Annotated in this window: 20 protein-coding genes; 10 read left to right on the top strand and 10 right to left on the bottom strand. The window is 55.0% G+C overall.

From position 1 onward, the window contains the following. Nucleotides 1–188: 188 nt before the first annotated feature. Nucleotides 189–1385 carry a multidrug efflux MFS transporter gene (locus tag FHD02_RS21985; protein WP_137370932.1) on the bottom strand — a complete coding sequence of 399 codons (1197 nt, stop codon included), beginning with the start codon at nt 1383–1385 and terminating at the stop codon, nt 189–191. A gap of 301 nt (nt 1386–1686) precedes the next feature. Here FHD02_RS21985 and ddlA point away from each other — a divergent pair, with 301 nt between their 5' ends. Then, nucleotides 1687–2781, top strand: coding sequence for a D-alanine--D-alanine ligase (gene ddlA, locus FHD02_RS21980; protein WP_137360374.1), 1095 nt, complete (start codon nt 1687–1689; stop codon nt 2779–2781). A gap of 21 nt (nt 2782–2802) precedes the next feature. Here ddlA and FHD02_RS21975 read toward each other — a convergent pair whose 3' ends face one another. Next, nucleotides 2803–3027, bottom strand: coding sequence for a DUF2754 domain-containing protein (locus tag FHD02_RS21975; protein ID WP_038638102.1), 225 nt, complete (start codon nt 3025–3027; stop codon nt 2803–2805). Between the two features lie 262 nt (nt 3028–3289). Between FHD02_RS21975 and FHD02_RS21970 the strand changes: the two genes are divergently transcribed. Next, complete coding sequence (locus tag FHD02_RS21970) at nt 3290–3613, top strand: DUF2755 family protein (RefSeq protein WP_137360373.1); 324 nt, start codon at nt 3290–3292, stop codon at nt 3611–3613. On the opposite strand, the gene FHD02_RS21965 is transcribed toward FHD02_RS21970, so the two are convergent. Together FHD02_RS21965 and sbmA are read right to left on the bottom strand one after the other, a co-directional pair. Next, nucleotides 3598–4701 (bottom strand): DUF1615 domain-containing protein, encoded by a 1104-nt coding sequence (locus tag FHD02_RS21965; RefSeq protein WP_137360372.1) that lies wholly within the window; start codon nt 4699–4701, stop codon nt 3598–3600. The two genes, FHD02_RS21970 and FHD02_RS21965, sit on opposite strands and share 16 nt — an antisense overlap. 14 nt (nt 4702–4715) lie before the next feature. Continuing rightward, entirely contained in the window at nt 4716–5936 is a 1221-nt protein-coding gene (sbmA, locus tag FHD02_RS21960) for a peptide antibiotic transporter SbmA (protein ID WP_042310208.1), read from the bottom strand. A 384-nt stretch (nt 5937–6320) separates the two neighbouring features. Here sbmA and ampH point away from each other — a divergent pair, with 384 nt between their 5' ends. Then, entirely contained in the window at nt 6321–7478 is a 1158-nt protein-coding gene (ampH, locus tag FHD02_RS21955; protein WP_042310210.1) for a D-alanyl-D-alanine-carboxypeptidase/endopeptidase AmpH, read from the top strand. A gap of 214 nt (nt 7479–7692) precedes the next feature. Further along, entirely contained in the window at nt 7693–8667 is a 975-nt protein-coding gene (gene hemB / locus FHD02_RS21950; protein WP_085047660.1) for a porphobilinogen synthase, read from the top strand. A gap of 79 nt (nt 8668–8746) precedes the next feature. Here the strand turns inward: hemB and tauD are convergent, their stop codons facing one another. From tauD to tauA, 4 genes are read right to left on the bottom strand one after another with little or no spacing between them, the layout of a single operon-like run. Next, the gene (gene tauD, locus FHD02_RS21945; RefSeq protein ID WP_220394312.1) at nt 8747–9598 is read right to left on the bottom strand and encodes a taurine dioxygenase; all 852 of its coding nucleotides are present in this window, start codon (nt 9596–9598) and stop codon (nt 8747–8749) included. Further along, entirely contained in the window at nt 9595–10425 is an 831-nt protein-coding gene (gene tauC, locus FHD02_RS21940; RefSeq protein WP_137370935.1) for a taurine ABC transporter permease TauC, read from the bottom strand. The genes tauD and tauC overlap by 4 nt, the downstream gene beginning before the upstream one ends. Beyond that, entirely contained in the window at nt 10422–11189 is a 768-nt protein-coding gene (gene tauB / locus FHD02_RS21935) for a taurine ABC transporter ATP-binding subunit (RefSeq protein WP_137349031.1), read from the bottom strand. The genes tauC and tauB overlap by 4 nt, the downstream gene beginning before the upstream one ends. Nucleotides 11190–11200: 11 nt before the next feature. Continuing rightward, entirely contained in the window at nt 11201–12163 is a 963-nt protein-coding gene (gene tauA / locus FHD02_RS21930) for a taurine ABC transporter substrate-binding protein (protein ID WP_137360369.1), read from the bottom strand. A gap of 326 nt (nt 12164–12489) precedes the next feature. On the opposite strand from tauA, the gene FHD02_RS21925 reads away from it, so the two are divergent. The 6 genes from FHD02_RS21925 to fbpC all read left to right on the top strand — a co-directional run bounded on the left by FHD02_RS21925 (nt 12490) and on the right by fbpC (nt 20273). Continuing rightward, nucleotides 12490–13119 carry a response regulator transcription factor gene (locus FHD02_RS21925; protein ID WP_137360367.1) on the top strand — a complete coding sequence of 210 codons (630 nt, stop codon included), beginning with the start codon at nt 12490–12492 and terminating at the stop codon, nt 13117–13119. Then, nucleotides 13119–14660 (top strand): MASE1 domain-containing protein, encoded by a 1542-nt coding sequence (locus tag FHD02_RS21920; RefSeq protein WP_137360366.1) that lies wholly within the window; start codon nt 13119–13121, stop codon nt 14658–14660. Before FHD02_RS21925 ends, FHD02_RS21920 begins: the two co-directional genes overlap by 1 nt. 85 nt (nt 14661–14745) lie before the next feature. Continuing rightward, entirely contained in the window at nt 14746–16041 is a 1296-nt protein-coding gene (gene uhpC / locus FHD02_RS21915) for an MFS transporter family glucose-6-phosphate receptor UhpC (RefSeq protein WP_137360365.1), read from the top strand. Continuing rightward, nucleotides 16038–17069, top strand: a complete 1032-nt coding sequence (locus FHD02_RS21910) for an ABC transporter substrate-binding protein (protein WP_079225275.1) — start codon at nt 16038–16040, stop codon at nt 17067–17069. The genes uhpC and FHD02_RS21910 overlap by 4 nt, the downstream gene beginning before the upstream one ends. Nucleotides 17070–17136: 67 nt before the next feature. Then, on the top strand, nt 17137–19215 hold the full coding sequence (locus FHD02_RS21905; protein ID WP_038638053.1) for an iron ABC transporter permease: 2079 nt from the start codon (nt 17137–17139) through the stop codon (nt 19213–19215). Between the two features lie 11 nt (nt 19216–19226). Next, on the top strand, nt 19227–20273 hold the full coding sequence (gene fbpC, locus FHD02_RS21900; protein WP_137370938.1) for a ferric ABC transporter ATP-binding protein: 1047 nt from the start codon (nt 19227–19229) through the stop codon (nt 20271–20273). Between the two features lie 108 nt (nt 20274–20381). Here fbpC and mmuM read toward each other — a convergent pair whose 3' ends face one another. Together mmuM and mhpT are read right to left on the bottom strand one after the other, a co-directional pair. Then, nucleotides 20382–21314 carry a homocysteine S-methyltransferase gene (gene mmuM, locus FHD02_RS21895; RefSeq protein ID WP_137370939.1) on the bottom strand — a complete coding sequence of 311 codons (933 nt, stop codon included), beginning with the start codon at nt 21312–21314 and terminating at the stop codon, nt 20382–20384. 147 nt (nt 21315–21461) lie between these two features. Beyond that, on the bottom strand, nt 21462–22673 hold the full coding sequence (gene mhpT / locus FHD02_RS21890; protein ID WP_137360362.1) for a 3-(3-hydroxy-phenyl)propionate transporter MhpT: 1212 nt from the start codon (nt 22671–22673) through the stop codon (nt 21462–21464). Nucleotides 22674–22727: the final 54 nt, after the last annotated feature.

Below are 22727 nucleotides of genomic sequence, written 5' to 3'. Positions count from 1 at the left end.
GATAAAAGTTTTATTTTTAGAAGAAATTAAACTATTTGCGAAAACAATCACATCACAAAATAAGGGAGAGATGAGCCTTAAAACAAAATCCTTCAATATAAAAATGTAAAATGATGAATAATCACACAGAGATATAATGCAAAATTATAGATAAACAACGCCGACGGGCAGCGTTGTTTATCAGATAGTCAGCGCACGTGACGCCGACGTCGCAATGCGATGGCCAACTGCCAGATGTTAATCAGTACAATACTCGCCGTAGCGATGAAGACCCAGCGGAACCCCGCCATGGCTGATACCGTTGCTCCCATTAATGGCCCAGCGACGTTGCCAAGGTACATAAATGACTGGTTATAACCAAAGATACGCCCGGTTATCTGATCGCTGGAGTATTTCACCAGCAGCGTCTGTACCGCCGGCAACATCGCGCCGTCGGCAAAGCCGAGCAGGAAACGTAATATCCCCAACTGCAATGGCGTGGTGACCCACGACATAGCGAAAAACAGCACGACGGCAAAGATTAACGTCGCCATTAAAATCCGCTCAGTACCAATACGGTCACCTAATTTGCCAAGCCGCGGCGCGGAAATCAGGGCCGAGATGCCAGGTACTGAGGCAATCAACCCGCTGAGAAAGGCAATATTGCTGCTGTCTGGCACCATTGATTTGATAAATAACGCCAGAATAGGACCGATAGAGCCGTTACACAGTTGAATTACCATCGTCGTAAAAAACAGGCTGATCACCAGCGCCGGATAAGGCAAGGAGGCGAAGACGGCCTTCCCGCTCAGGCGTTCGCTTTTTTTGGTCGTCGGGCGCACGCCCTCTTTGATCAAAAACAGCGTGACAAGGAAACTAACCACCAACAAAGCCGCGGTAATACAGAATACCGCCCGTAACCCAACATGGTCGGCAATAAAGCCGCCCATTAACGGTCCGCCAATAACGCCACTAATTTGCGCCGTAGAAAGCGTGCTCAATGCCCATCCGCTGCGTTCACGCGGAACCTGTGACGCTACCAGCGCCATTGCGTTCGGAATATAGCCTGAGGTTAACCCCATCACCCCGCGCAGCAGAAAAAGCTGCCAGACGTTAGTGGCAAATGCCTGCAGTAAAATCGCAATCGCCATCCCCAGCGAGGCTCGTAACAGCATCAGCTTGCGCCCTTTACGATCGGCTAAACTGCCCCACATAGGAGAAACAATGGCTGAAATAAGGAAGGTGACGCTGAACGTTAATCCGGACCACATTGAGAGAGCTTCATGCGAGGTGACGCCCAATTGGGAGATGTAGAGCGGTAAAAAAGGCAGGATTTGGCTAATCGCCAGCCCGGTAAAAAAGCATCCGAACCAGACGGAAATAAGGTTTACTCTCCAGGATTCCATAGGGACTCATAACGATAAGTAGCTGAAAACTGCGAGCAGCTTAACAAATTACTTAGCCAAATAAGGGTCAACAGGTGCGATGTATCACACTTTAGAGTTTTATCTTCCCGCTCATCATATTTGTGATACGCCTCACACCAAACCCACAATACACGCAGGGAATTATGCTTGATGCGAGATCTGCGCGTTTGCGCTTATCTCTTCCCCTGTTGCCCAGCGAAACAATCTGCCAGAAGCCGAGGAAACCTGCGTTTTGTCGTGGTAATGTATGTGCTTTGCATTCAAGGAATGGGTTTTTAAGATGGCAAAGTTGCGGGTAGGAATCGTATTTGGTGGTAAATCAGCGGAACATGAAGTGTCATTGCAATCGGCAAAAAATATTGTCGATGCCATCGACAAGACTCGCTTTGACGTTGTGCTGTTAGGTATTGATAAACAAGGGCTATGGCACGTTAGCGATGCCAGTAACTATCTGCTCAATTCAGACGATCCGGCGCACATTGCGCTGCGTCCTTCCACGACTAGCCTGGCTCAGGTTCCGGGTAAACAAGAGCACCAGTTGATCGATGCGCAAAACGGTCAGCCGCTGCCAACGGTCGATGTTATTTTTCCGATCGTACACGGTACGCTGGGTGAAGATGGCTCTTTGCAGGGTATGCTGCGCGTGGCGAATCTGCCGTTCGTCGGTTCTGATGTCCTGGGATCTGCGGCCTGTATGGATAAAGACGTGACCAAACGTCTGTTGCGCGATGCCGGATTAAATATCGCGCCATTTATTACACTTACTCGCGCCAATCGTAACAACATTAGCTTTGCTGAGGTGGAATCCCGCCTGGGCCTGCCGCTGTTTGTAAAACCCGCCAACCAGGGGTCGTCCGTTGGCGTTAGCAAAGTGACCAGTGAAGCGCAATACAACCAGGCCGTCGCGCTGGCATTTGAATTCGATCATAAAGTCGTGGTGGAGCAAGGGATCAAAGGTCGCGAGATCGAATGTGCAGTACTGGGCAACGATCATCCGCAGGCCAGTACCTGTGGTGAGATCGTGTTGAACAGTGATTTTTACGCTTACGACACTAAATACATTGACGATAACGGTGCCAAAGTCGTTGTTCCAGCAGCGATCGCACCAGAAATTAACGACAAGATCCGCGAGATCGCCATTCAAGCGTACCAGACGTTAGGATGTGCCGGCATGGCGCGCGTAGATGTATTCCTAACCGCAGAAAACGACGTTGTGATCAATGAGATCAACACGCTGCCGGGCTTCACCAACATCAGTATGTATCCAAAACTGTGGCAGGCGAGCGGCTTAGGCTATACCGATTTGATCACTCGCCTGATCGAACTGGCGTTGGAACGCCACGCTGCGGATAGCGCGCTGAAAACCAGTATGTAAACCCGCAAGGATGCCTGATAACTATTGGGCATCCTTCGCTTCATCATCTTCATTTTCCACGCGGCGACGGATAATTAATCCGGCCAGCCAAAAGCTAATTATCCAGGTAACCAGCCCCACCGCATAGGTTTGCCATCCCTGCGCTTCAAAACCTAATAACCCCACCACGCCATTCAGAATAAAGATAAGCCCAATAGCGAAGGCATAGTAGTGCCAGTCTCGGCGGATTTTTACAGGCAGGTTCATAACGGCTCCGGTGGATATACAACATGAAAAAGCATCCTCGCACATTTCCCCGTGGTCGTCTGTGGCATATGCGGAATTTCTGAAATGTAACTTAATTTCACTTAAGGTTAAATAATTGTGACGCGCCACAAATAACCGAAATCCAGGAATAATCTCCACCTGAAATTACCAACATTCTGATATTGACAATCCTAATCACCTGTCAGACTCACAGTCAGTTACAGGCATTACGCCAAAAAGCAGGTTATTTCCGGAGGTCTTTATGGCTGATTTTACGCTCTCAAAATCCCTGTTTAAGGGCAAGCATCGGGATACCTCCTCCCTGCCCGGCAACATTGCGTATGCCGTATTTGTGCTGTTTTGCTTTTGGGCAGGCGCGCAGATTTTAAATCTGCTGGCCCACGCCCCCGGCATCTATGAGCAGTTGATGCAGTTGCAAATGCAAGAGACAGGGCGCCCACGGATTGAAATTGGTTTAGGCGTCGGTACCCTGTTTGGGCTGATCCCCTTCCTGGTCGGGAGCCTCATTCTTGGCGCCGTCGCGATAATTATCCGCTGGCGCCGCCGTCATCATAACGATGGCTGAGCCATACACTTCGCCCGACGATCGTCCACGCGTTTAGCAAACCACGCAGTCGTCAGATTACGCGTGATCTTCGGGCTTTCCAGCTGAATACCAGGCAGCATTTCACGCGGTAGTGATTTACCGCTCTTCGCTTCCGCCAGCTTATAGACCTTCTCGTACAGCGCAGTCTCTTCAAAGGCCAGGCTATCGCCCTTTTGCAGTTGCCGGTGGATCTCACTCTCGCTCATCCCCAGCTTCCCGGCCAGCTTGCGTACCGCCAGCTCCGTTTTGCCCGGCTCGCTGCTGCCGTAGAGAATCAAATCCCCGTCCAGCGCCAGCTTCACTCCGCTGGCTTTACTGACTGCATTCTGAAAAGCCGCATTGCGGCTGGCGTACCAGCCGGCATTAAAATCTGCAAAGCGGAAAAGTGGCGCACTGTAATTCGCCGGATAATTGAGCAGATGATAAGTGCCAAACCACAGTCCGCCGCGTCGGCTGAACACTTCCTGACGGACCGTCCCTGCCATTTTCCATGGATAGCCGCTGGCGTGCTGCTCGGCAAACGCAATGCTGACCTGCATCGGTCCGCCGGTATGCACCGGATTCAGTGAACCAAACAGCGTCTGCCCCATCGGTACCATATTGATGAAATCATCAAAGATGGCACTAAGCTGTTTTTCCGTCTTCACCATATCCAGACGCTCACTGTAGCTTTTCCCCGTTGGGGAGTTAATCTTCAGCGCAGTGTGCACCACAAACAGCGGAATATGCATGCGCTCGGCGCGACGGTCGATCTCTTTCCAGGCGATTTTACTTAAGCCTGGAACCGCCGGATCGGCCTGGTAGTTTGACTCCTGTTGCGCGACCGCCAGCACCGAACAGATGTTTTCAACCGTCGGCGCCAGCTTCTGACTTTCAAACGTCTTCGCCAGATCCTGCGCCCACGCATCCCGGTCTTTCACGCTGGCGGGCATTTTCTGACGCACCACGCTCGCCACATCGACGGCTTTCTCCCCTTTTTTTAACGGCTGCGTGGGTTGGCTACTACATCCCACCAACACCAATGCGGCCAGCCCAGACAAAGGGTAAAGACGGGAAACCGTCGACATAACATCTCCTTTTGTTAACTAAGAGTATGGGTCACTTGCTGAATATCCTGGCCATCAAGCTCGCGTTCAAAGCTGCGCAGACGCTTATAAATAGACATCAGTTCAACTAACGTTGTCCAGGAGTTAATCAGATACTGGAACGAGCCGCGCACCTGGCCAAATACGTTGGTAATTTGCGTCATCAAACCGAGCGTTATCGTACCGGCAACAATCGACGGAAACAGCAGGAACAAACCGAAAACGTTATCAACCTGCAGGTACAGAATACGGGCGATGTTAAAATACATATAGTGGAAATAGAGACGGAAATAGTTTTGCCGTACCGCATGGAACAGTTCACGCACCGTCGGCGGCGTCGCACGACTGGCATCATCTTCACCGTATACCAGTTCCTTACGGTAAGCCGCCTCCACGCGCTGGTTTTTAAATTCCAGGCCCGGAAGTTTGATCCCGACTACCGCCAGCAAGCCGGTTCCCATCAGTGACCAGACAATCGCGGCAATCACCAGCCCATAAGGAACATGTCCAATAATTGGCAGATCAGGAACATGCGCCGACAGCGTAACCAGTACCGGTAAGAAGGCAATCAGCGTCATAATCGCGTTGATAAAGCTAACGCCCATATTTTCCAGCGTGGAGGCAAAACGCATGGTGTCTTCCTGCACACGCTGTGCTGCGCCTTCGATATGCCGCAGATGCTGCCAGTGCGCCATATAGTGTTCGTTCATCGCTGTGCGCCAGCGGAACACATAGTGGCTGACGAAGAAATTGTTCATCACGCCAATGACCACGGCAATCAGCGCAATACCGAGAAAGATACCCACTTCATTATAGAACTGCTCAATTTTCACCTTATGCGGTGCGCTGAGCGCGGTTTGAATGAGATCGTAGAATGGCGCATACCAGGCGTTGACGGCAACGCCAACCTCAACCAGAAACCAGGTTACAAAAATTATCAGTGAGGTACCCAGAATGGACCAATACTGCCAGCGGTGCGGGCTGTAGAGAAACCAGAATAGCGCGAACATCCCGACACAAAGAATGTAGTAAGCATAAAAAATCAGGTAATCCAGCGACCAGAAACGCGCTGCGCTAATCGGTACATCCCCCGACGCGCCGGTAATGCGTGCAACCCAGGCTCCCCCACCTGCTTGCCAGAATACAACAGCGACCAGTGCCCAAATAAATGCCGAAATAAAGAATGGTCCCGGCTTTGGGAAAAAAGACTTAAACATAATGCTCTCCTGCTAACTTCTTATCGTTATGACGACTGCTGTGCATTTGCCTCCGTGAAGTGCGGTGGCGAGACGGCTTACGCCCAAAAACACAAGCTGAAACCGACAATTGTGACCAGAACCGCGGCACATAGTTCGCCCCCCGGTGATGAAGAATTGTTTCTGTGGTTTTCACACTCGATAACGTTCCAGCATGTGCAGATTATCACAGCGTGAGATCACAAAAGCGAACATCCACAATCAGGGAAACGCTCACGTTTACTCATCGTTACGTTTTTCACACTATCATTGGCTGATAAGCGCTTTGCAATACGCCGTTGAGTAGTATAAATACGCATACGCACGACATCCTTTTTCACTTTTTCTAACTCATGGACACCACCGTTGAAACGTAGTCTGCTTTTTTCTGCCGCGCTGTGTGCGGCGTCATTGACATCTGTCCAGGCGGCACAGCCTATAACCGATCCGGTCTTCGCCTCTGATATCGTCGATCGTTATGCCGACCATATATTTTACGGCAGTGGTGCTACGGGGATGGCGCTCGTGGTGATTGATGGTAATCAACGCGTATTTCGCAGCTTCGGCGAAACGCGCCCCGGCAATAATGTTCATCCACAACTGGATTCCGTTATTCGCATTGCCTCTATCACCAAATTAATGACCAGCGAAGTGCTGGTGAAATTACTCGATCAGGGCACAGTTAAACTCAACGATCCATTGAGTAAATATGCACCACCTGGCGCACGCGTGCCGACTTATCAGGGAACGCCAATCACGCTGGTGAATCTGGCGACGCATACCAGCGCGCTGCCGCGCGAACAGCCTGGCGGCGCGGCAAAGCGCCCGGTGTTTGTCTGGCCAACCCGCGAGCAGCGCTGGAACTATCTCTCAACCGCTACGCTTAAAGCAGCTCCAGGATCGCAGGCTTCTTATTCAAATCTGGCATTCGACCTGTTGGCCGACGCGCTGGGAGCTGCTGCCGGTAAGCCTTATCCGCAACTCTTTGAAGAAAAAATTACCCGACCGCTGGGGATGAAAGACACCACCTTTACCCCATCCCCCGATCAGTGCAGACGCCTGATGGTCGCGGAAAAAGGCGCCAGCCCTTGTAACAATACCCTGGCGGCGATGGGCAGCGGCGGCGTCTATTCAACGCCTGGCGATATGATGCGCTGGATGCAACAGTATCTCTCTTCTGATTTTTATCATCGTAGCCAGCAAGCCGACCGTATGCAGACGCTGATTTATCAGCGTACACAGTTAACCAAAGTGATAGGGATGGACGTTCCGGGCAAAGCCGATGCGCTTGGTTTGGGCTGGGTGTATATGGCACCGAAGAATGGTCGTCCGGGAATTATTCAAAAAACCGGTGGTGGTGGCGGTTTCATTACCTATATGGCGATGATCCCGCAGCAAAATGTCGGGGCGTTTGTCGTGGTGACCCGTTCTCCGCTGACCCGCTTTACCAATATGAGCGACGGTATCAACGATCTGGTCGCAGAATTGAGCGGGAACAAACCGCAGGTTATTCCCGCATCCTGATTCAATACTCAAAAGGCAAACGGTTAATGCTCACCAGTTTGCCTTTATTCATTTTAATGTAACCACTGGACTGCCCCCCGGTAGACGATCCTGCCCTATAGTTGGAGTGGCCCATAGGTCCTCATCAACCCCACATAACGCCAACTTTCGTAAACCACCCGCCCTCAGGTTCAGGTATACTGCGACCTTCGATTCCACAAACATCAGGCATACCATGACAGACCTAATCCATCGCCCTCGCCGCCTGCGCAAATCTCCTGCGCTACGCGCTATGTTTGAAGAGACAACACTCAGCTTAAATGACCTGGTGTTGCCGATCTTTGTTGAAGAAGAACTTGACGATTACAAAGCTATCGACGCCATGCCAGGCGTGATGCGCATTCCAGAGAAACACCTGGCCCGCGAGATTGAACGCATTGCCAATGCAGGTATCCGTTCGGTCATGACCTTCGGTATTTCCCACCACACCGACGACACCGGCAGCGATGCCTGGAAAGAAGATGGTCTGGTGGCGCGCATGTCGCGTATCTGTAAGCAGACCGTACCGGAAATGATCGTCATGTCCGATACTTGCTTCTGTGAATACACCTCGCATGGTCACTGCGGTGTGTTGTGCGATCATGGCGTTGATAATGATTTAACCCTTGCCAACCTCGGCAAACAGGCAGTCGTTGCTGCCGCTGCGGGTGCAGATTTTATCGCGCCTTCCGCCGCAATGGACGGTCAGGTGCAGGCGATTCGCCAGGCGCTGGATGCTGCGGGCTTCACCGATACCGCGATCATGTCCTACTCCACTAAGTTTGCCTCTTCTTTCTACGGCCCGTTCCGTGAAGCCGCAGGTACGGCGCTGAAGGGCGATCGTAAAACCTATCAGATGAACCCGATGAACCGCCGCGAGGCGATTCGCGAATCACTGCTGGATGAAGCCCAGGGCGCAGACTGCCTGATGGTGAAACCGGCCGGCGCGTACCTCGATATTCTGCGCGATATCCGCGAACGCACCGAACTGCCAATTGGCGCTTATCAGGTCAGCGGTGAATACGCGATGATCAAGTTCGCAGCGATGGCGGGTGCAATAGATGAAGAGAAAGTGGTGCTTGAAAGCTTAGGGTCGATCAAACGCGCAGGCGCGGATCTGATCTTCAGCTACTTTGCGCTGGATCTGGCTGAGAAAAAAATTCTGCGTTAATTTACCTTGTGCCGGATGGCGGCTTCGCCTTATCGGGCCTGCTCTACTGTAGGTCCGGTCAGCGAAGCGCCAGCGCCATTTATCCCGCCCGATAAAAAGGTTTGTCCCCCAGAATCGTCGCCCGGTGCATAATGCGCCTCTGCGGCAGATAATCCGCATTGGCGTAGTGCTGCGTCACGCGATTATCCCAAATCGCCACATCGTTAGGCTGCCAGCGCCAGCGCACCTGGAACTCCGGTTTGGTGATGTGTGCAAACAGGAATCCCAGCAGCGCCTCGCTCTCTTTTTCCGTTACATCAACAATTCGTGTGGTAAATCCTTCATTCACAAACAGCGCCTGCTTACCCGTTACCGGATGGGTGCGCACCACCGGATGCAGCAACGGTGGATGTTTGGCGACAGCCTCCAGCCAGCGCTGATGCTCCTCTGGCGTCTGGCGATATTTATATTCCTGAAACGATTTACGAAAATCATGCTCTGCCCGCAGGCCACTCAGCAGCTGGCGAAACGGCTGTGAGAGAGCATCATAAGCGGCAATCCCGCTGGTCCACAGCGTATCTCCCCCGGTCGATGGCAACTCTTTTGCCGCCAGAATCGCGCCCGCTGGCGGCGTGTCGATAAACGTCACATCAGTGTGCCAGTTGTCGTTATCGGGCGGATTATCGTTGTGCGTATCCAGCACGATTATTTCGTCCACCCCTTCGGCGTGTGAGTAGACCGGATGAATATGCAGGTCGCCAAAACGTAGCGCCAGCGCGCGCTGCTGCTGTGGCGTAATAATCTGCTCACGCAGGAACACCACCTGGTGGCGCAATACAGCATGATAAAGCTGTTCAAACTGGTTATCGCTTAATGGACGCGTTAAATCCGCGCCGGTAATTTGTGCACCAATGTACGGCCCCAGCGGGGTAATGCTCAAACGTTCACTCATTGTACTTCTCCATGCCAGGGTGTCAGACGGCGCTGAAGCGCGCGCAGACCCAGCTCTAAAATAAACGCGATAACAGCAATTACCGCGATCCCTGCCAGCACCACATCCGTTGCCAGAAACTCACCGGCTGATTGCACCATAAATCCTAAACCTCTCGTCGCGGCAATCAGCTCCGCCGCCACCAGGGTTGACCACCCCACGCCCAGCCCAATACGCAGTCCGGTCAAAATCTCCGGCAAGGCACCCGGTAAAATCACAAACCACAGTACCTGCGCACGGCTGGCCCCCAGCGACTGCGCGGCCCTGACTCTCACCTGCTGCGCGCTTTTTACGCCCGCCAGCGCCGACATCGCCACAGGGGCGAAAATCGCCAGATAGATCAGCAGGATCTTGGAGGTTTCACCAATACCAAACCAGATAACCATCAGCGGCAAATAGGCCAATGGCGGTACCGGACGGTACAGTTCAATGATGGGATCGAGTATGCCGCGAATCGTCGGGCTCAGTCCCATGGCGATACCAACCGGAATACCCAGTAGCACCGCCGCCAGCAACGCGATAACAATACGCGTCAAACTGGCCGCCAGATGCTGCCACAGCGTGGCATCCATAAACCCCTGCGGTCCGGCAATACTGATTAGTTTCTGCAAAACCTGGCCCGGCGGCGGCAGAAACAATGGGCTGATTAACTGTAGCGCCGCCACCGTCCACCACAGCGCCAAAATGACTGCCAGCGTACCGAGGCTTAAAGTCATCTGGCGCGAGAATGGCCAACGCCAGTTCAGCGCCCGCGGGCGTCGAGGTTTATCATTAATCACCACGCTCATGAGAAGGCCTCCCGTTGTTCAAAGACACGACTTAACACATACTCACGCATGGCGATAAACTGCGGATCGGACTTAATGCTACGACTCGCCTCTCCAGCCACAAAACGCCGGGCAAAATTAAGCGGCAGTCGTTCCAGCACCCGACCAGGACCTGGCGACAGCAATACCAGTTCAGTGGCCATAAACACCGCTTCTTCGATATCATGGGTAATCAACAACACCTGTTTCCCGGTCTCATACCACAGCTTCAACAGCAGGGTTTGCATCTGCTCGCGGGTAAAGGCGTCGAGTGCACCAAACGGCTCATCCAGTAGCAACAACTGCGGGTTGGCCGCCAGCGCCCGGGCAATGCCGACGCGCTGACGCTGCCCCCCAGAAAGCTGCCAGATAAAGCGTTTTTCCGCGCCCTCCAGCCCCACTTTCTGCAACATTTCCTGAGCAATTCGCTGACGCTGAGGCTTCTGCATGCCCGCCAGTTGCAGACCGAAGGTGACGTTGTCCTGCACGTTGCGCCAGGGCAACAGACCTTCATTCTGAAACACCACTCCACGTTCTGCGCCAGGTCCTTCGACCTTACTGCCCGCCAGCATAATGCTGCCGTGTTGATACGGCACAAATCCGGCAATCAGATTTAACAATGTGGTTTTCCCACAGCCGGAAGGTCCCAGCACCACCAGCAGTTCACCGCTATCGAGCGTCAGGTTGATATCTTCAAGTACCGGTTTGCCGCCGTAACTGGCATTAAGATGAGAGATTTGCAGCATCAGCGTCCCCTTTATTGCACGAAACGATCGGTCACGTACTGGCTGTAATCCGTCGCGACGGCGGGCACTTTGCCCTGCTCTTTGAGAAACTGCGCGGTGTCGATAATCGCTTTGTTCACCGGCCCGGTTAGCTCAGCAGTTTGCTGTTGTGGTGTCAGGTAAGTGTTACCTTTCACCAGGCCCGGAATATCCGCCTCTGGCACGCCGCTTAAGCGCGACAGTTTGCTGATATTTTCTGGCTGCTTAAGCCATTCATCAGGATTAGCGATATAGGGCTGCTGCGCATCGATGGCGCTTTTCGCAAATGCTTTCACTACTTCAGGGTATTTCTCGGCAAAATCTTTGCGTACTACCCAGACGTCAAGCGTTGGCGCCCCCCATTCGCCGACTTTTTCCGAGTCAGTCAGTACCTTGCCGTCTTTTTCCAGCGTATTGACCGCCGGAGCCCAGACGTACGCGCCATCAATGTCTCCGCGCTGCCAGGCGGCAATAATCGCCGGTGGCTGAAGGTTCACAATCTCTACCTGGCCGGGTTTAATCCCCCAATGTTTCAGCGCTGCCAGCAGGCTGTAATGAGTGGTGGAAATAAACGGCACGGCAATGCGCTTACCAATCAAATCTTCCGGTTTACTGATGTTTTTCTTCACCACCAGCGCTTCAGAATTGCCAAGCTTTGACGCCAGCAGGAAAACCTCAATCGGCACCTGCTGGCTGGCCGCTACCGCCAGCGGACTGGAGCCGAGGTTACCTATTTGTACGTCGCCGGATGCTAACGCGCGGACGATGCTCGCGCCGCTGTCAAACTTGCGCCAGTCAACGGTGGCTCCGCTCTCTTTAGCAAAAGTGTTATCTGCCTGCGCCACTTTGGCAGGTTCGGCGGAAGTTTGATACGCAACGGTGACGTTCACTGCCTGCGCCTGAAAGGTGATGAATGCCAGTGCGGCAAGAAGTGCGTTACGCGATGAAATAGCCATGATTGTCTGCTCCCCAGTCTTGTTATGGGGGCAGTATTTCGTTGCGGCACACTTTGATAAAGGAATTAAAAATTCTGGCTAAGAACAAAGCGTTTTTAGAAAAAAAGTGGCAATAGTTAGCTCAAAAATGCATGTAATCGTAGGCCGGATAAGGCGCTTGCGCCGCCATCCGGCAACGAATGCCTGATGCGCTGCGCTTATCAGGCCTACACCCGCTGTAAATTATTGCGATTTTGTTACATTCATTGCATAACTGCGCCGGGCTGATTGCCAGCGCTGCGCTGGCAGGCATCATAGACGCTATTGTCAGGCAAGAGAGCAATATCATGATTCATGTTGTGCTGGTGGATGACCATGTGGTGGTGCGTTCCGGCTTTGCGCAATTACTCAGTCTCGAAGATGATCTCAACGTCATCGGTCAGTTCAGCAGCGCGGCCCAGGCCTGGCCTGCATTACTGCATGACGACGTCAGCGTTGCAGTGCTGGACATCGCCATGCCGGATGAAAATGGCCTGAGCCTGCTAAAACGACTGCGGGCGCAGAAGCCCGGTTTTCGCGCCATTATTCTTAGCATTTATGACTCGCCAACGTTTGTACAAAGCGCACTGGATGCTGGCGCCAGCGGCTATCTGACCAAGCGCTGCGGACCGGAAGAACTGGTGCAGGCGGTACGTTCGGTAGGTATGGGCGGGCATTATCTGTGCGCCGATGCGCTGCGAGCCTTACGCGGCGGCGAACAGCCCGCGCAGGTCCTGGAGGTACTGACCCCGCGCGAGCGCGAAGTGTTTGATCTATTGGTCAAAGGCGACAGCGTGAAAGAAATTGCCTTTAAGCTCGACCTTAGCCACAAAACAGTACACGTCCACCGCGCGAACGTGCTGGGCAAACTGCAATGCCACAGCACTATCGATCTGGTGCATTTTGCCCTCGACCACCAGCTACTGACGGGGCATTAATGTCGCGTAACCTTCGTCATTGGGTAATCTCCCTGTTTATTCTGCTGGCCTGGGGATCGGGCTGGCTGATGCTGTGGACGCTGGGATTTTACCTGACCCACAACGGTCAACAGGCGGCATTATTCCTGCCACACGGGGTCTATCTTGCACTGTTGATTCTGCTTTCCCGCCGCTACTGGCCCGCGTTGGTGCTGCCGCCGGTACTGATGCTGTTCTGGCTGCATAGCGAGCAATTACTGAATGGCTATATCCTGCTTGTGGCCCCATTCATTAGCCTTCTTCCGGCGAGCATCGGCCAGTCATACTGGCACCGCTTCCCCCTGTACTGGCAGCGCTTGACGCTGTTGCTGACCGCCGTCACCGTCACGTCATTGCTTAATACCGCCCTGCTGTCACCGTTTATCGCAAGCCCGGCAACGTTAATTGGCCTGGCGTCGTTTACCGGCGGCGTGCTGCTGACGCCGTTTGTCTATCTGATCTATGAATTTCTGCGCCAGCAGCACCGTTATCATTTGCTCGGGTTGGATACCACCAATCCCCCACTGCGCACCTCGCTTATCATCTGGTGCAGCCTGTTTTTTATTATTGGCATTGGCACACAGATGGTGCTGTCGCCGGATATCGAGCGCCTGCTGCTGATCGTGGTGTTTTTACCGAACGTGGTAATGGCATGGAAATTTGGCTGGCAGGGCGGCGTGTTGTCCGGATTGCTCGGCAGTATGATGATCACCATCGCCCGGCAGATAGGCGTGGGGTTCAGCAATCTGCTTGAACTGGAGATTTTCCTCGCCACCCAGGCGCTACTGGGTATAGGGCTGGGGATCGCCATCAGCCGCCAGCAACATCTGGCGCAAAACTTGCACCATTATCGCCAGCGTCTGGAAGCCGAACTGACGGCACGCCGTGCGCTGACCGAACAACTGATTCGTACCGAGGAAGACACGCGAAAAAGTTTAGCGCGCGAACTACATGACGAAATAGGCCAGAACATCACCGCCATCCAGATTCAGACGCAACTGGTCAAACGCGCGCCAGGTCGCGAGCAAACGCTTGAGGCGGCGAATCAGATCAACGATCTTGCCCGGCGCATTCACCACTCCACCCGTCAGCTTCTGCGTCAGCTGCGCCCGCCCGCGCTCGATGAACTGTCTTTCAAAGATGCGCTGCATCATCTGGTGAATGAATTTGCCTTTGCCGAACGAGGAATCCGCTGCCGATTTAATTACCATCTGGAAAATACGCCAGAAAATGAAACGGTGCGCTTCACGCTGTACCGCCTGATGCAGGAACTGCTCAATAACGTCTGTAAGCATGCCGATGCCAGCGAGGTATCGATTACGCTACGCCAGCGGGAACACCGCCTGTCTCTGGAAGTCGAGGACAACGGCGTGGGTATCCTCCAGGAAAAAATTCCCGGTTTCGGTATCCAGGGGATGCGTGAGCGGGTAAGCGCCCTCGGTGGCGAACTCACGCTGGAATCGAACCACGGCACGCGGGTAATTGTTAACCTGCCCACAAATTTGCAACAAACCAGCCGCTAACCAGGAAAAAGTCTTAGTCACTGCGGACTTTCTCTCATCCCCTTTTGCTTTCACTTTCCTATAGTCAGTACAAACGGAGACCGCCATGCACGCACGCGAAACAGACCAACAATACCGGACGCTACGTCCCCGCCTGCTGATGTGTATGGTGATTGGCTACGCCGCGTTTTATCTGACGCGCAAAAGCGTCAACTATGTACTCCCGGCGCTGCAAACAGATCTGGGGCTGGATAAAGGCGATATCGGTCTGCTGGGATCGCTGTTTTATCTGACCTATGGCCTGTCGAAATTCGCCGCCGGATTGTGGCACGACAGCCATGGGCAGCGTGCATTCATGGGGATCGGCCTGTTTGCTACGGGTGTTTTGAACGTGGTGTTCGCCTTTGGTGAATCGCTGACGCTGCTGCTGGCGGTCTGGACGCTGAACGGATTTTTTCAGGGCTGGGGCTGGCCGCCCTGCGCCCGATTGCTGACCCACTGGTACTCGCGCAACGAACGCGGCTTCTGGTGGGGCTGCTGGAATATGTCGATCAACATCGGCGGGGCCATCATCCCGCTGATTAGCGCCTTTGCCGCCCTCTGGTGGGGCTGGCAGGCAGCGATGCTGGCACCAGGGATAATCAGCATGGCGTTAGGCATCTGGCTCACCCTGCAACTGAAAGGCACGCCCCAGGAAGAGGGATTACCGACGGTTGGAGAGTGGCGGCACGATCCGCTGGAGCTACGTCAGGAGCAGCAAAGCCCGCCGATGGGGCTGTGGCAAATGTTACGCACCACCATGCTGAAGAACCCGATGATCTGGCTGCTTGGCGTGTCGTATGTACTGGTCTATTTGATCCGCATTGCGCTCAACGACTGGGGCAACATCTGGCTGACGGAAAGCCACGGCGTGAATCTGCTCAGCGCCAATGCCACGGTGATGTTGTTTGAAGTCGGCGGCTTGCTCGGCGCGCTGTTTGCCGGATGGGGCTCGGATCTGCTGTTCAGCGGTCAGCGCGCGCCAATGATACTGCTGTTCACGCTGGGGCTGATGGTTTCCGTCGCCGCGCTGTGGCTGGCCCCGGTGCACCACTATGCGCTGCTGGCAGTCTGTTTCTTTACCGTGGGCTTTTTTGTGTTTGGCCCGCAGATGTTGATTGGTCTGGCTGCTGTCGAATGCGGACACAAAGCTGCGGCAGGTTCAATCACCGGTTTTCTCGGGCTGTTCGCCTATCTGGGGGCCGCGCTGGCGGGTTGGCCGCTGTCGCTGGTCATAGAATACTACGGCTGGTCGGGAATGTTCAGTTTGCTCTCGGTTGCCGCTGTTTTTATGGGTTTATTGCTGATGCCATTGCTCATTGCGGGCATTACCCCTTCTCTCAGTCAAAGGATAAAACAATGAAACTGACGCTTACCTCTACCCTGATTGCCTCTGCTCTGACGCTGGCGGCCTTCAGCAATGCGGCACAAGCCCAGGGTCGTCTGGTGGTGTATTGCAGCGCCACCAACGAGATGTGCGAAACCGAAACCAAAGCCTTCGGCGACAAATATGATGTGAAAACCTCATTTATTCGTAACGGCTCCGGCAGCACGCTGGCGAAGGTCGATGCCGAGAAGAAAAACCCGCAGGCGGATGTGTGGTACGGCGGTACGCTGGATCCACAATCCCAGGCCGGTGAAATGGGCCTGCTGCAGCCGTACAAATCGCCTAACCTCGCGCAGATCATGGAGAAGTTCCGCGATCCGGCGAAAGTAAAAGGTAACCTCTCCTCGGCGGTGTATGTCGGTATTCTGGGCTTTGGCGTTAATACTCAGCGCCTGAAAGAGAAAAACCTGCCAGTGCCGAAATGCTGGAAGGATCTGACCAAACCAGAATACAAAGGGGAAATCCAGATTGCTGACCCACAGAGTTCAGGCACCGCCTACACTGCGCTGGCGACCTTCGCCCAGCTGTGGGGTGAGGATCAGGCTTTTGATTACCTGAAACAGCTCAACGCCAACGTCTCCCAGTACACCAAATCCGGCATTGCTCCGGCGCGTAATGCCGCCCGTGGCGAAACGGCGATCGGCATTGGCTTCCTGCACGACTATTCGCTGGAAAAAGAACAGGGCGCACCGCTGGAGCTGATCTCCCCGTGCGAAGGCACCGGCTATGAAATTGGCGGCGTCAGCATCCTGAAAGGCGCGCGTAACCTCGACAACGCCAAACTGTTCGTTGACTGGGTGCTGTCGAAAGACGCCCAGGAGCTGGCATGGAAGAAAGGTAAATCCTATCAGATCCTGACCAACACCACCGCCGAGACCTCGCCGAACTCGCTGAAGCTCGACGACCTGAAGCTTATCAATTACGACATGGATAAGTACGGCTCGACCGACGTACGTAAGGCCCTGATCAATAAGTGGGTTAGCGAAGTGAAGATGGGTAAATAAGCCCACGTTGCGTTCATTTGCCGGGCGCGGCGTAAGCGCCCGCCCGGCCTGAAATACCGGAACCGCTATGTCACACACACTTGCACTCCATCCCGTGAAAAAACGGGATGCGATATTTCTTTGGGTTTTGCTCGGCTGGCTGGCGTTTGCCCTGCTGCCAAGCTGGAGCCTGGACTACGGTCTGCTGGAGTCGACGGGCGAAGAAATTCTCGCCGCCTACGGCTGGTCGCAATTCAATATCAGTTGGTTATGGTATCTGCTACCGAGCCTGCTGCTGGTGCGCCCGTTCCATGAAGCCAGACGCGAACAGCGCGGCCGCCATTATCTTGACGCAGGCTGGGCATTCTTCTGCATGGCCTTTATCGTCGCCAGCGCCACACTTGAAGGTCGCGGCTTAGGCTATGCCACCATCGTGCTTTTTGTGGCGCTGGGCGCAATTATGACCCTGGCGCTTACCCGTCTGGAATGGCTGGGCGGCGACCGTTTCGTCATCGGCTCGCTGACCGCCATTGTCGCGCTGATCGGTATTTTTATCGTCTGGCCGAGCATCGCTATTTTCATTCCGATGTTCACCAACGACGCCGGGGAATTTGCGCCACTGGCGTTTATGAATGTGCTGTCGCAGGCGCATATCATTCAGGTGATCCTCAACTCGATTATGCTGTCGATTGCCGTCGGCGTCGGCTGTACCTTCTTCGGCCTGGTACTGGCTATCTACACGACCCGTATCGCCAGACGTAGCGCCATCATCGGACGTATCTTCTCGATTCTGCCGATCGTCACCCCGCCGTTTGTCGTCGGTTTAGGCGTTACGCTGATGATGGGTCGCTCCGGTTACATCACCGAATTTATGGTCGACTGGTTCGGCTTAACCAACACCAACTGGCTGTATGGTTTTACCGGCATCTGGCTGGCGCAGGTGCTGGCCTTTACGCCGATGGCGTTTATGATCCTCGACGGGGCGATCAAGACCATTCATCCGTCGCTGGAAGAAGCGTCATACACCCTGCGTGCCAGCCGCTGGCAGACCTTTAACGGCGTGTTTGTCCCGCTACTGAAACCGGCGCTGGCGAACGCCTTTTTGATTGTGGTGGTACAGTCGCTGGCCGACTTCAGTAACCCGCTGGTGCTCGGCGGTAACTTCGACGTGCTGGCAACGCAAATTTACTTCTACATCACCGGCTCGCAGCTCGATTATCAGGCCGCCAGTACGCTGGGCGCGTTCCTGCTGCTGTTCTCGCTGCTGGTATTCTGTGTGCAGTACATGTGGATCGGCAAGCGCTCCTACGTGACGGTCTCCGGTAAATCCTACCGGGGCGACGTCCAGCCGCTGCCAGTGACGCTGGTGTGGAGCGTGGTTGCGCTGCTGGCGGTGTGGATTGCCTTTAACGCCCTGCTCTACGGCAGCATTTTCTACGGCAGTTTCACCGTTAACTGGGGCGTGGACTACACCCTGACGCTGGCGAACTTTACCAAACTGTTCGGCCAGGGGATGAGCGACGGCGCATGGCCTTCACTGCTCGACACTCTGCTCTACGCCGGGATTGCCGCGCCGATCACCGCCATCTTTGGCCTGCTGATCGCGTGGATTGTGGTACGCCAGCAGTTTAAAGGTAAAAAAACCATCGAGTTCACCACCATGCTGTGCTTTGCCGTTCCCGGCACCGTAGCGGGCGTGTCGTACATTCTGGCCTTTAACAGCGCCCCGGTGTACCTCACCGGCACTGCCGCCATCGTGATTATCTCCATGGTGATGCGTAACGTACCGGTCGGTATCCGGGCGGGCATCGCGGGCTTAGGCCAAATCGATAAATCGCTGGATGAAGCCTCGCTTAGCCTGCGTGCCGGTTCCCTGCGGACCATTACGCATATCCTGCTACCGCTGCTGCGCCCGGCGATCCTCTCGGCGCTGATCTATAGCTTTGTGCGCGCCATTACCACCGTCAGCGCCATTGTGTTCCTTGTGACGCCGGATACCCGCGTGGCGACGGCCTACATCCTCAACCGCGTGGAAGACGGTGAGTACGGGGTGGCGATTGCCTACGGTTCGATTCTGATCGTGGTGATGCTGGCGATTATTTTCATCTTTGACTGGCTGATCGGCGAATCACGTACCTCCCGTTCAAAAGCTAAAAACCAGGCGTAATGGAGCGCACTATGACTCAGAAAAATTTCGTTGAACTGCGCAACGTCACTAAACGATTTGGCAGCAACACAGTTATCGACAACATCAACCTCACCATTCCGCAGGGGCAAATGGTGACGCTGCTCGGCCCCTCCGGCTGTGGCAAAACCACCATTTTGCGCCTGGTCGCCGGGCTGGAAAAACCGAGTGAAGGCCAGATTTTTATTGATGGCGAAGACGTCACCCATCGTTCCATTCAGCAGCGCGATATCTGCATGGTGTTTCAGTCGTATGCTCTGTTTCCGCACATGTCGCTGGGGGAGAACGTCGGCTATGGCCTGAAGATGCTCGGCGTGTCGCGCAGCGAAGTGAAGGCACGGGTGAAAGAAGCGCTGGCGATGGTGGATCTGGAGGGTTTCGAAGATCGCTATGTCGATCAGATCTCCGGCGGTCAGCAGCAGCGCGTGGCGCTGGCCCGCGCGCTGATCCTCAAGCCGAAGGTGCTGCTGTTTGATGAGCCGCTGAGTAACCTGGACGCCAACCTGCGTCGCAGCATGCGCGACAAGATCCGCGAGCTACAAAAGCAGTTTGATATCACCTCGCTGTACGTTACCCACGATCAGAGCGAAGCCTTTGCGGTTTCCGATACTGTCCTGGTGATGAATAAAGGACACATCATGCAGATCGGTACGCCGCAGGATCTTTATCGTCAGCCGGCCTCACGTTTTATGGCGAGCTTTATGGGCGATGCCAACCTGTTCCCTGCCACCTTCAGCGCAGGATACGTTGATATCTACGGCTATCGTTTGCCGCGCCCGCCGCACTTTAACGATCACGGGGAAGGGATGGTCGGCGTGCGCCCGGAAGCGATCACGCTCAGCGATCGCGGCGAGGAGAGCCAGCGCTGCGCGATCCGCCACGTCGCCTATATGGGCCCTCAATATGAGGTCACGGTGGAGTGGCATGGACAGGAGATCTTGTTGCAGGTCAACGCCACGCGCCTGCAGCCGGACGTCGGCGAGCAGTATTATCTCGAAATCCATCCGTACGGCATGTTTGTTCTGGCGGATGCGGCATAACGTTTTGTGGCTTTGTAGGCCGGATAAGGCGCTTGTGCCGCCATCCGGCAATGCCTGATGCGCTGAGCTTATCAGGCCTACAGTGAACGATGTAGGCCCGATAAACTCTCAGCGCTGCGCGTTCAGCTCAGCAATATCCTTCGGCGTGGTGCGACAGCACCCGCCGATCAACCGTGCGCCAGCGGCCTGCCACTGCGGCAAATAATCCGCCAACTGCGCACAATGCTCACCGTGATGATGCCAGGTTTTGCTTGCCGCATCATAATGCTCGCCTGAGTTTGGATACACCACCAGCGGCAGCGCCGTTAAGCCGTGCAGATGCTGCAATGCGGCAGTGGTCTTTTCCAGCGCAATACAGTTAATGCCTAACGCCACTACCTGCGGATAACCCACCAGCAACGCCACCACGTCGCGTAGCGGGGTACCGTCGCTCAGGTGCTCGCTGTCGCGCAGGGTAAATGAGAACCACGCCCGAGCACGCGGATACGCGGTCAACAGCTCAGCCAGCGCACCAATCTCGGTAAAATTCGGCAGGGTTTCACAGGCCAGCAGATCGGCCCCGGCATCCAGCAACGCTTCCACGCGCGGACGGTGAAATGCCTGAAATTCCTCAACGCTACGTTGGTAATCGCCACGATACTCTGATCCATCCGCCAGATACGCGCCATAAGGCCCGACGGATCCTGCCACCAACAGCGTCCCCGCCTGCGGGTTCTCAGCCAGCCAGGCTTCACGCGCTTTACGTGCCAACTCCACGCTTTTGCCAATCAGCGCTTTCGACTGCGCTTCATCCAGGCCGCGCGCGGCAAAACCTGCTGGCGTGGCCTGATAGCTGGCGGTGATCGCGCATTGCGCCCCCGCCCGGTAATAATCAAGATGTACTTCACGGATAAGCTGCGGGTTTTCGACCAGCACTTTGGCTGACCACAGGCTGTCAGCTAAATCACAACCGCGCGCTTCCAGCTCCGTCGCCATCGCACCATCCAGTAACAGGAAATCCTGTTTGTCGAGGATGGCGCTTAACGGATTATTCTGCGACATGTTCTGGCTCCTGTTTTGACGGAAATAAGCCCTCACACTATCACAGACATACCCGCAAGGCTCCGCGCTCACCCGCAATTATGGCGATGTGTCTACCCTGCTCCAGACGCAGATGCCCGCGTCGGGCACTCCACTCCGGACGATCGCTTAAGCACCGTTAGCCGGGATCGGCATCTGCGATTTACGGCTCATCAGAATAAATACCGCCAGGCCCGCCAGCAAAATCCCCGGCGCAGACGCCGCCATCACGCCCACCGTTCCGGTGCCCAGCGCTAACATTTTCCCGGCCAGCAGCGGGCCGCTCATCGCGCCCAAACGTCCGACGGCGACGGCGGTGCCCACGCCGGTGGCGCGGATCTGCGTGTTGTAAAATAACGGCGCCAGCGCATACAGCACGCTTTGCCCACCGGTGGCAAACATCCCCGCGACAAATCCCGCCATCAGCATACCGCTCAATGACGACACCGTCCCCAGCGCCAGTAGCGAAGCCAACATCCCGGTGTAGATCAGCAGCGACATCACCACCGGACGCAGTTTGTCCATCAACGCCCCGAGAATTAACGTCCCGCTGGCCGCGCCGATTTGCAGAGCAAACATCACGCCTGCTGCCTGCGAGGGCTGAAACCCCTGCTCCACCAGCAGCATCGGTAGCCAGTTGATCAGCATATACACCACCAGCAGGGTGAAGAAATAGCACAGCCACAGCAGCAGCGTAGCGCTCGCCGTCGCTGGCGCAAACAGGGCGCGCAACGGCGCGGCAGCCACCTGCGTTTGTTGGGTATAAACCTGCGATTCCGGCAGCCAGCGCATCAACAACGGAACCAGCAGCAGCGGGATCACCCCACCAACCCAGAACACCGTTTGCCAGGCGGAGGCGAGCCCGCTAAACCCAAGCGCCGCCGCCAGCGCCGCGCCAATCGGTACGCCGCAATACATCAGGCTCACCGCCGTGCCGCGAAAACGTGGACCCGCCGCTTCGGAGGTCAGCGCAATCAGATTCGGCAATGCCGCGCCCAGCCCGACGCCGGTCATCAGACGGGCAACGACCAGCGACGAGAAATCCCAGGAAATCGCCGTCGCCAGCGAGAACAGGCCGAACAGCGCCACGGAGGCAATGAGAATACGCTTGCGGCCATAGCGATCGGCCAGTATACCGCCGACCAACGCGCCGGGCAGCAGGCCGAGAATGCCCGCGCTGAAGATCCAGCCCATCTGCATTTTATCCAGCGCAAACGCATGAGCGATACCGACGGCAGCGATCCCGGCGGCCTGGAGATCCAGCCCTTCCATCAGCGCGACTAAAAAACACAGCCCGACGGTCAACGTCAGGCGCCAGGATGCGGGGGTACGGGTAGTCATAAGATGTACCTCTGAGGTCACGATGCAGGTGAATCGCGGCTGATACATTGCCAG

The organism is Citrobacter sp. EC_71 (assembly GCF_019584005.1).
Classification (GTDB): Bacteria; Pseudomonadota; Gammaproteobacteria; order Enterobacterales; family Enterobacteriaceae; genus Citrobacter; species Citrobacter werkmanii.
The sequence above is the reverse complement of the archived record's forward strand: the minus strand, read 5'-3'. Positions and strand labels throughout refer to the sequence as shown.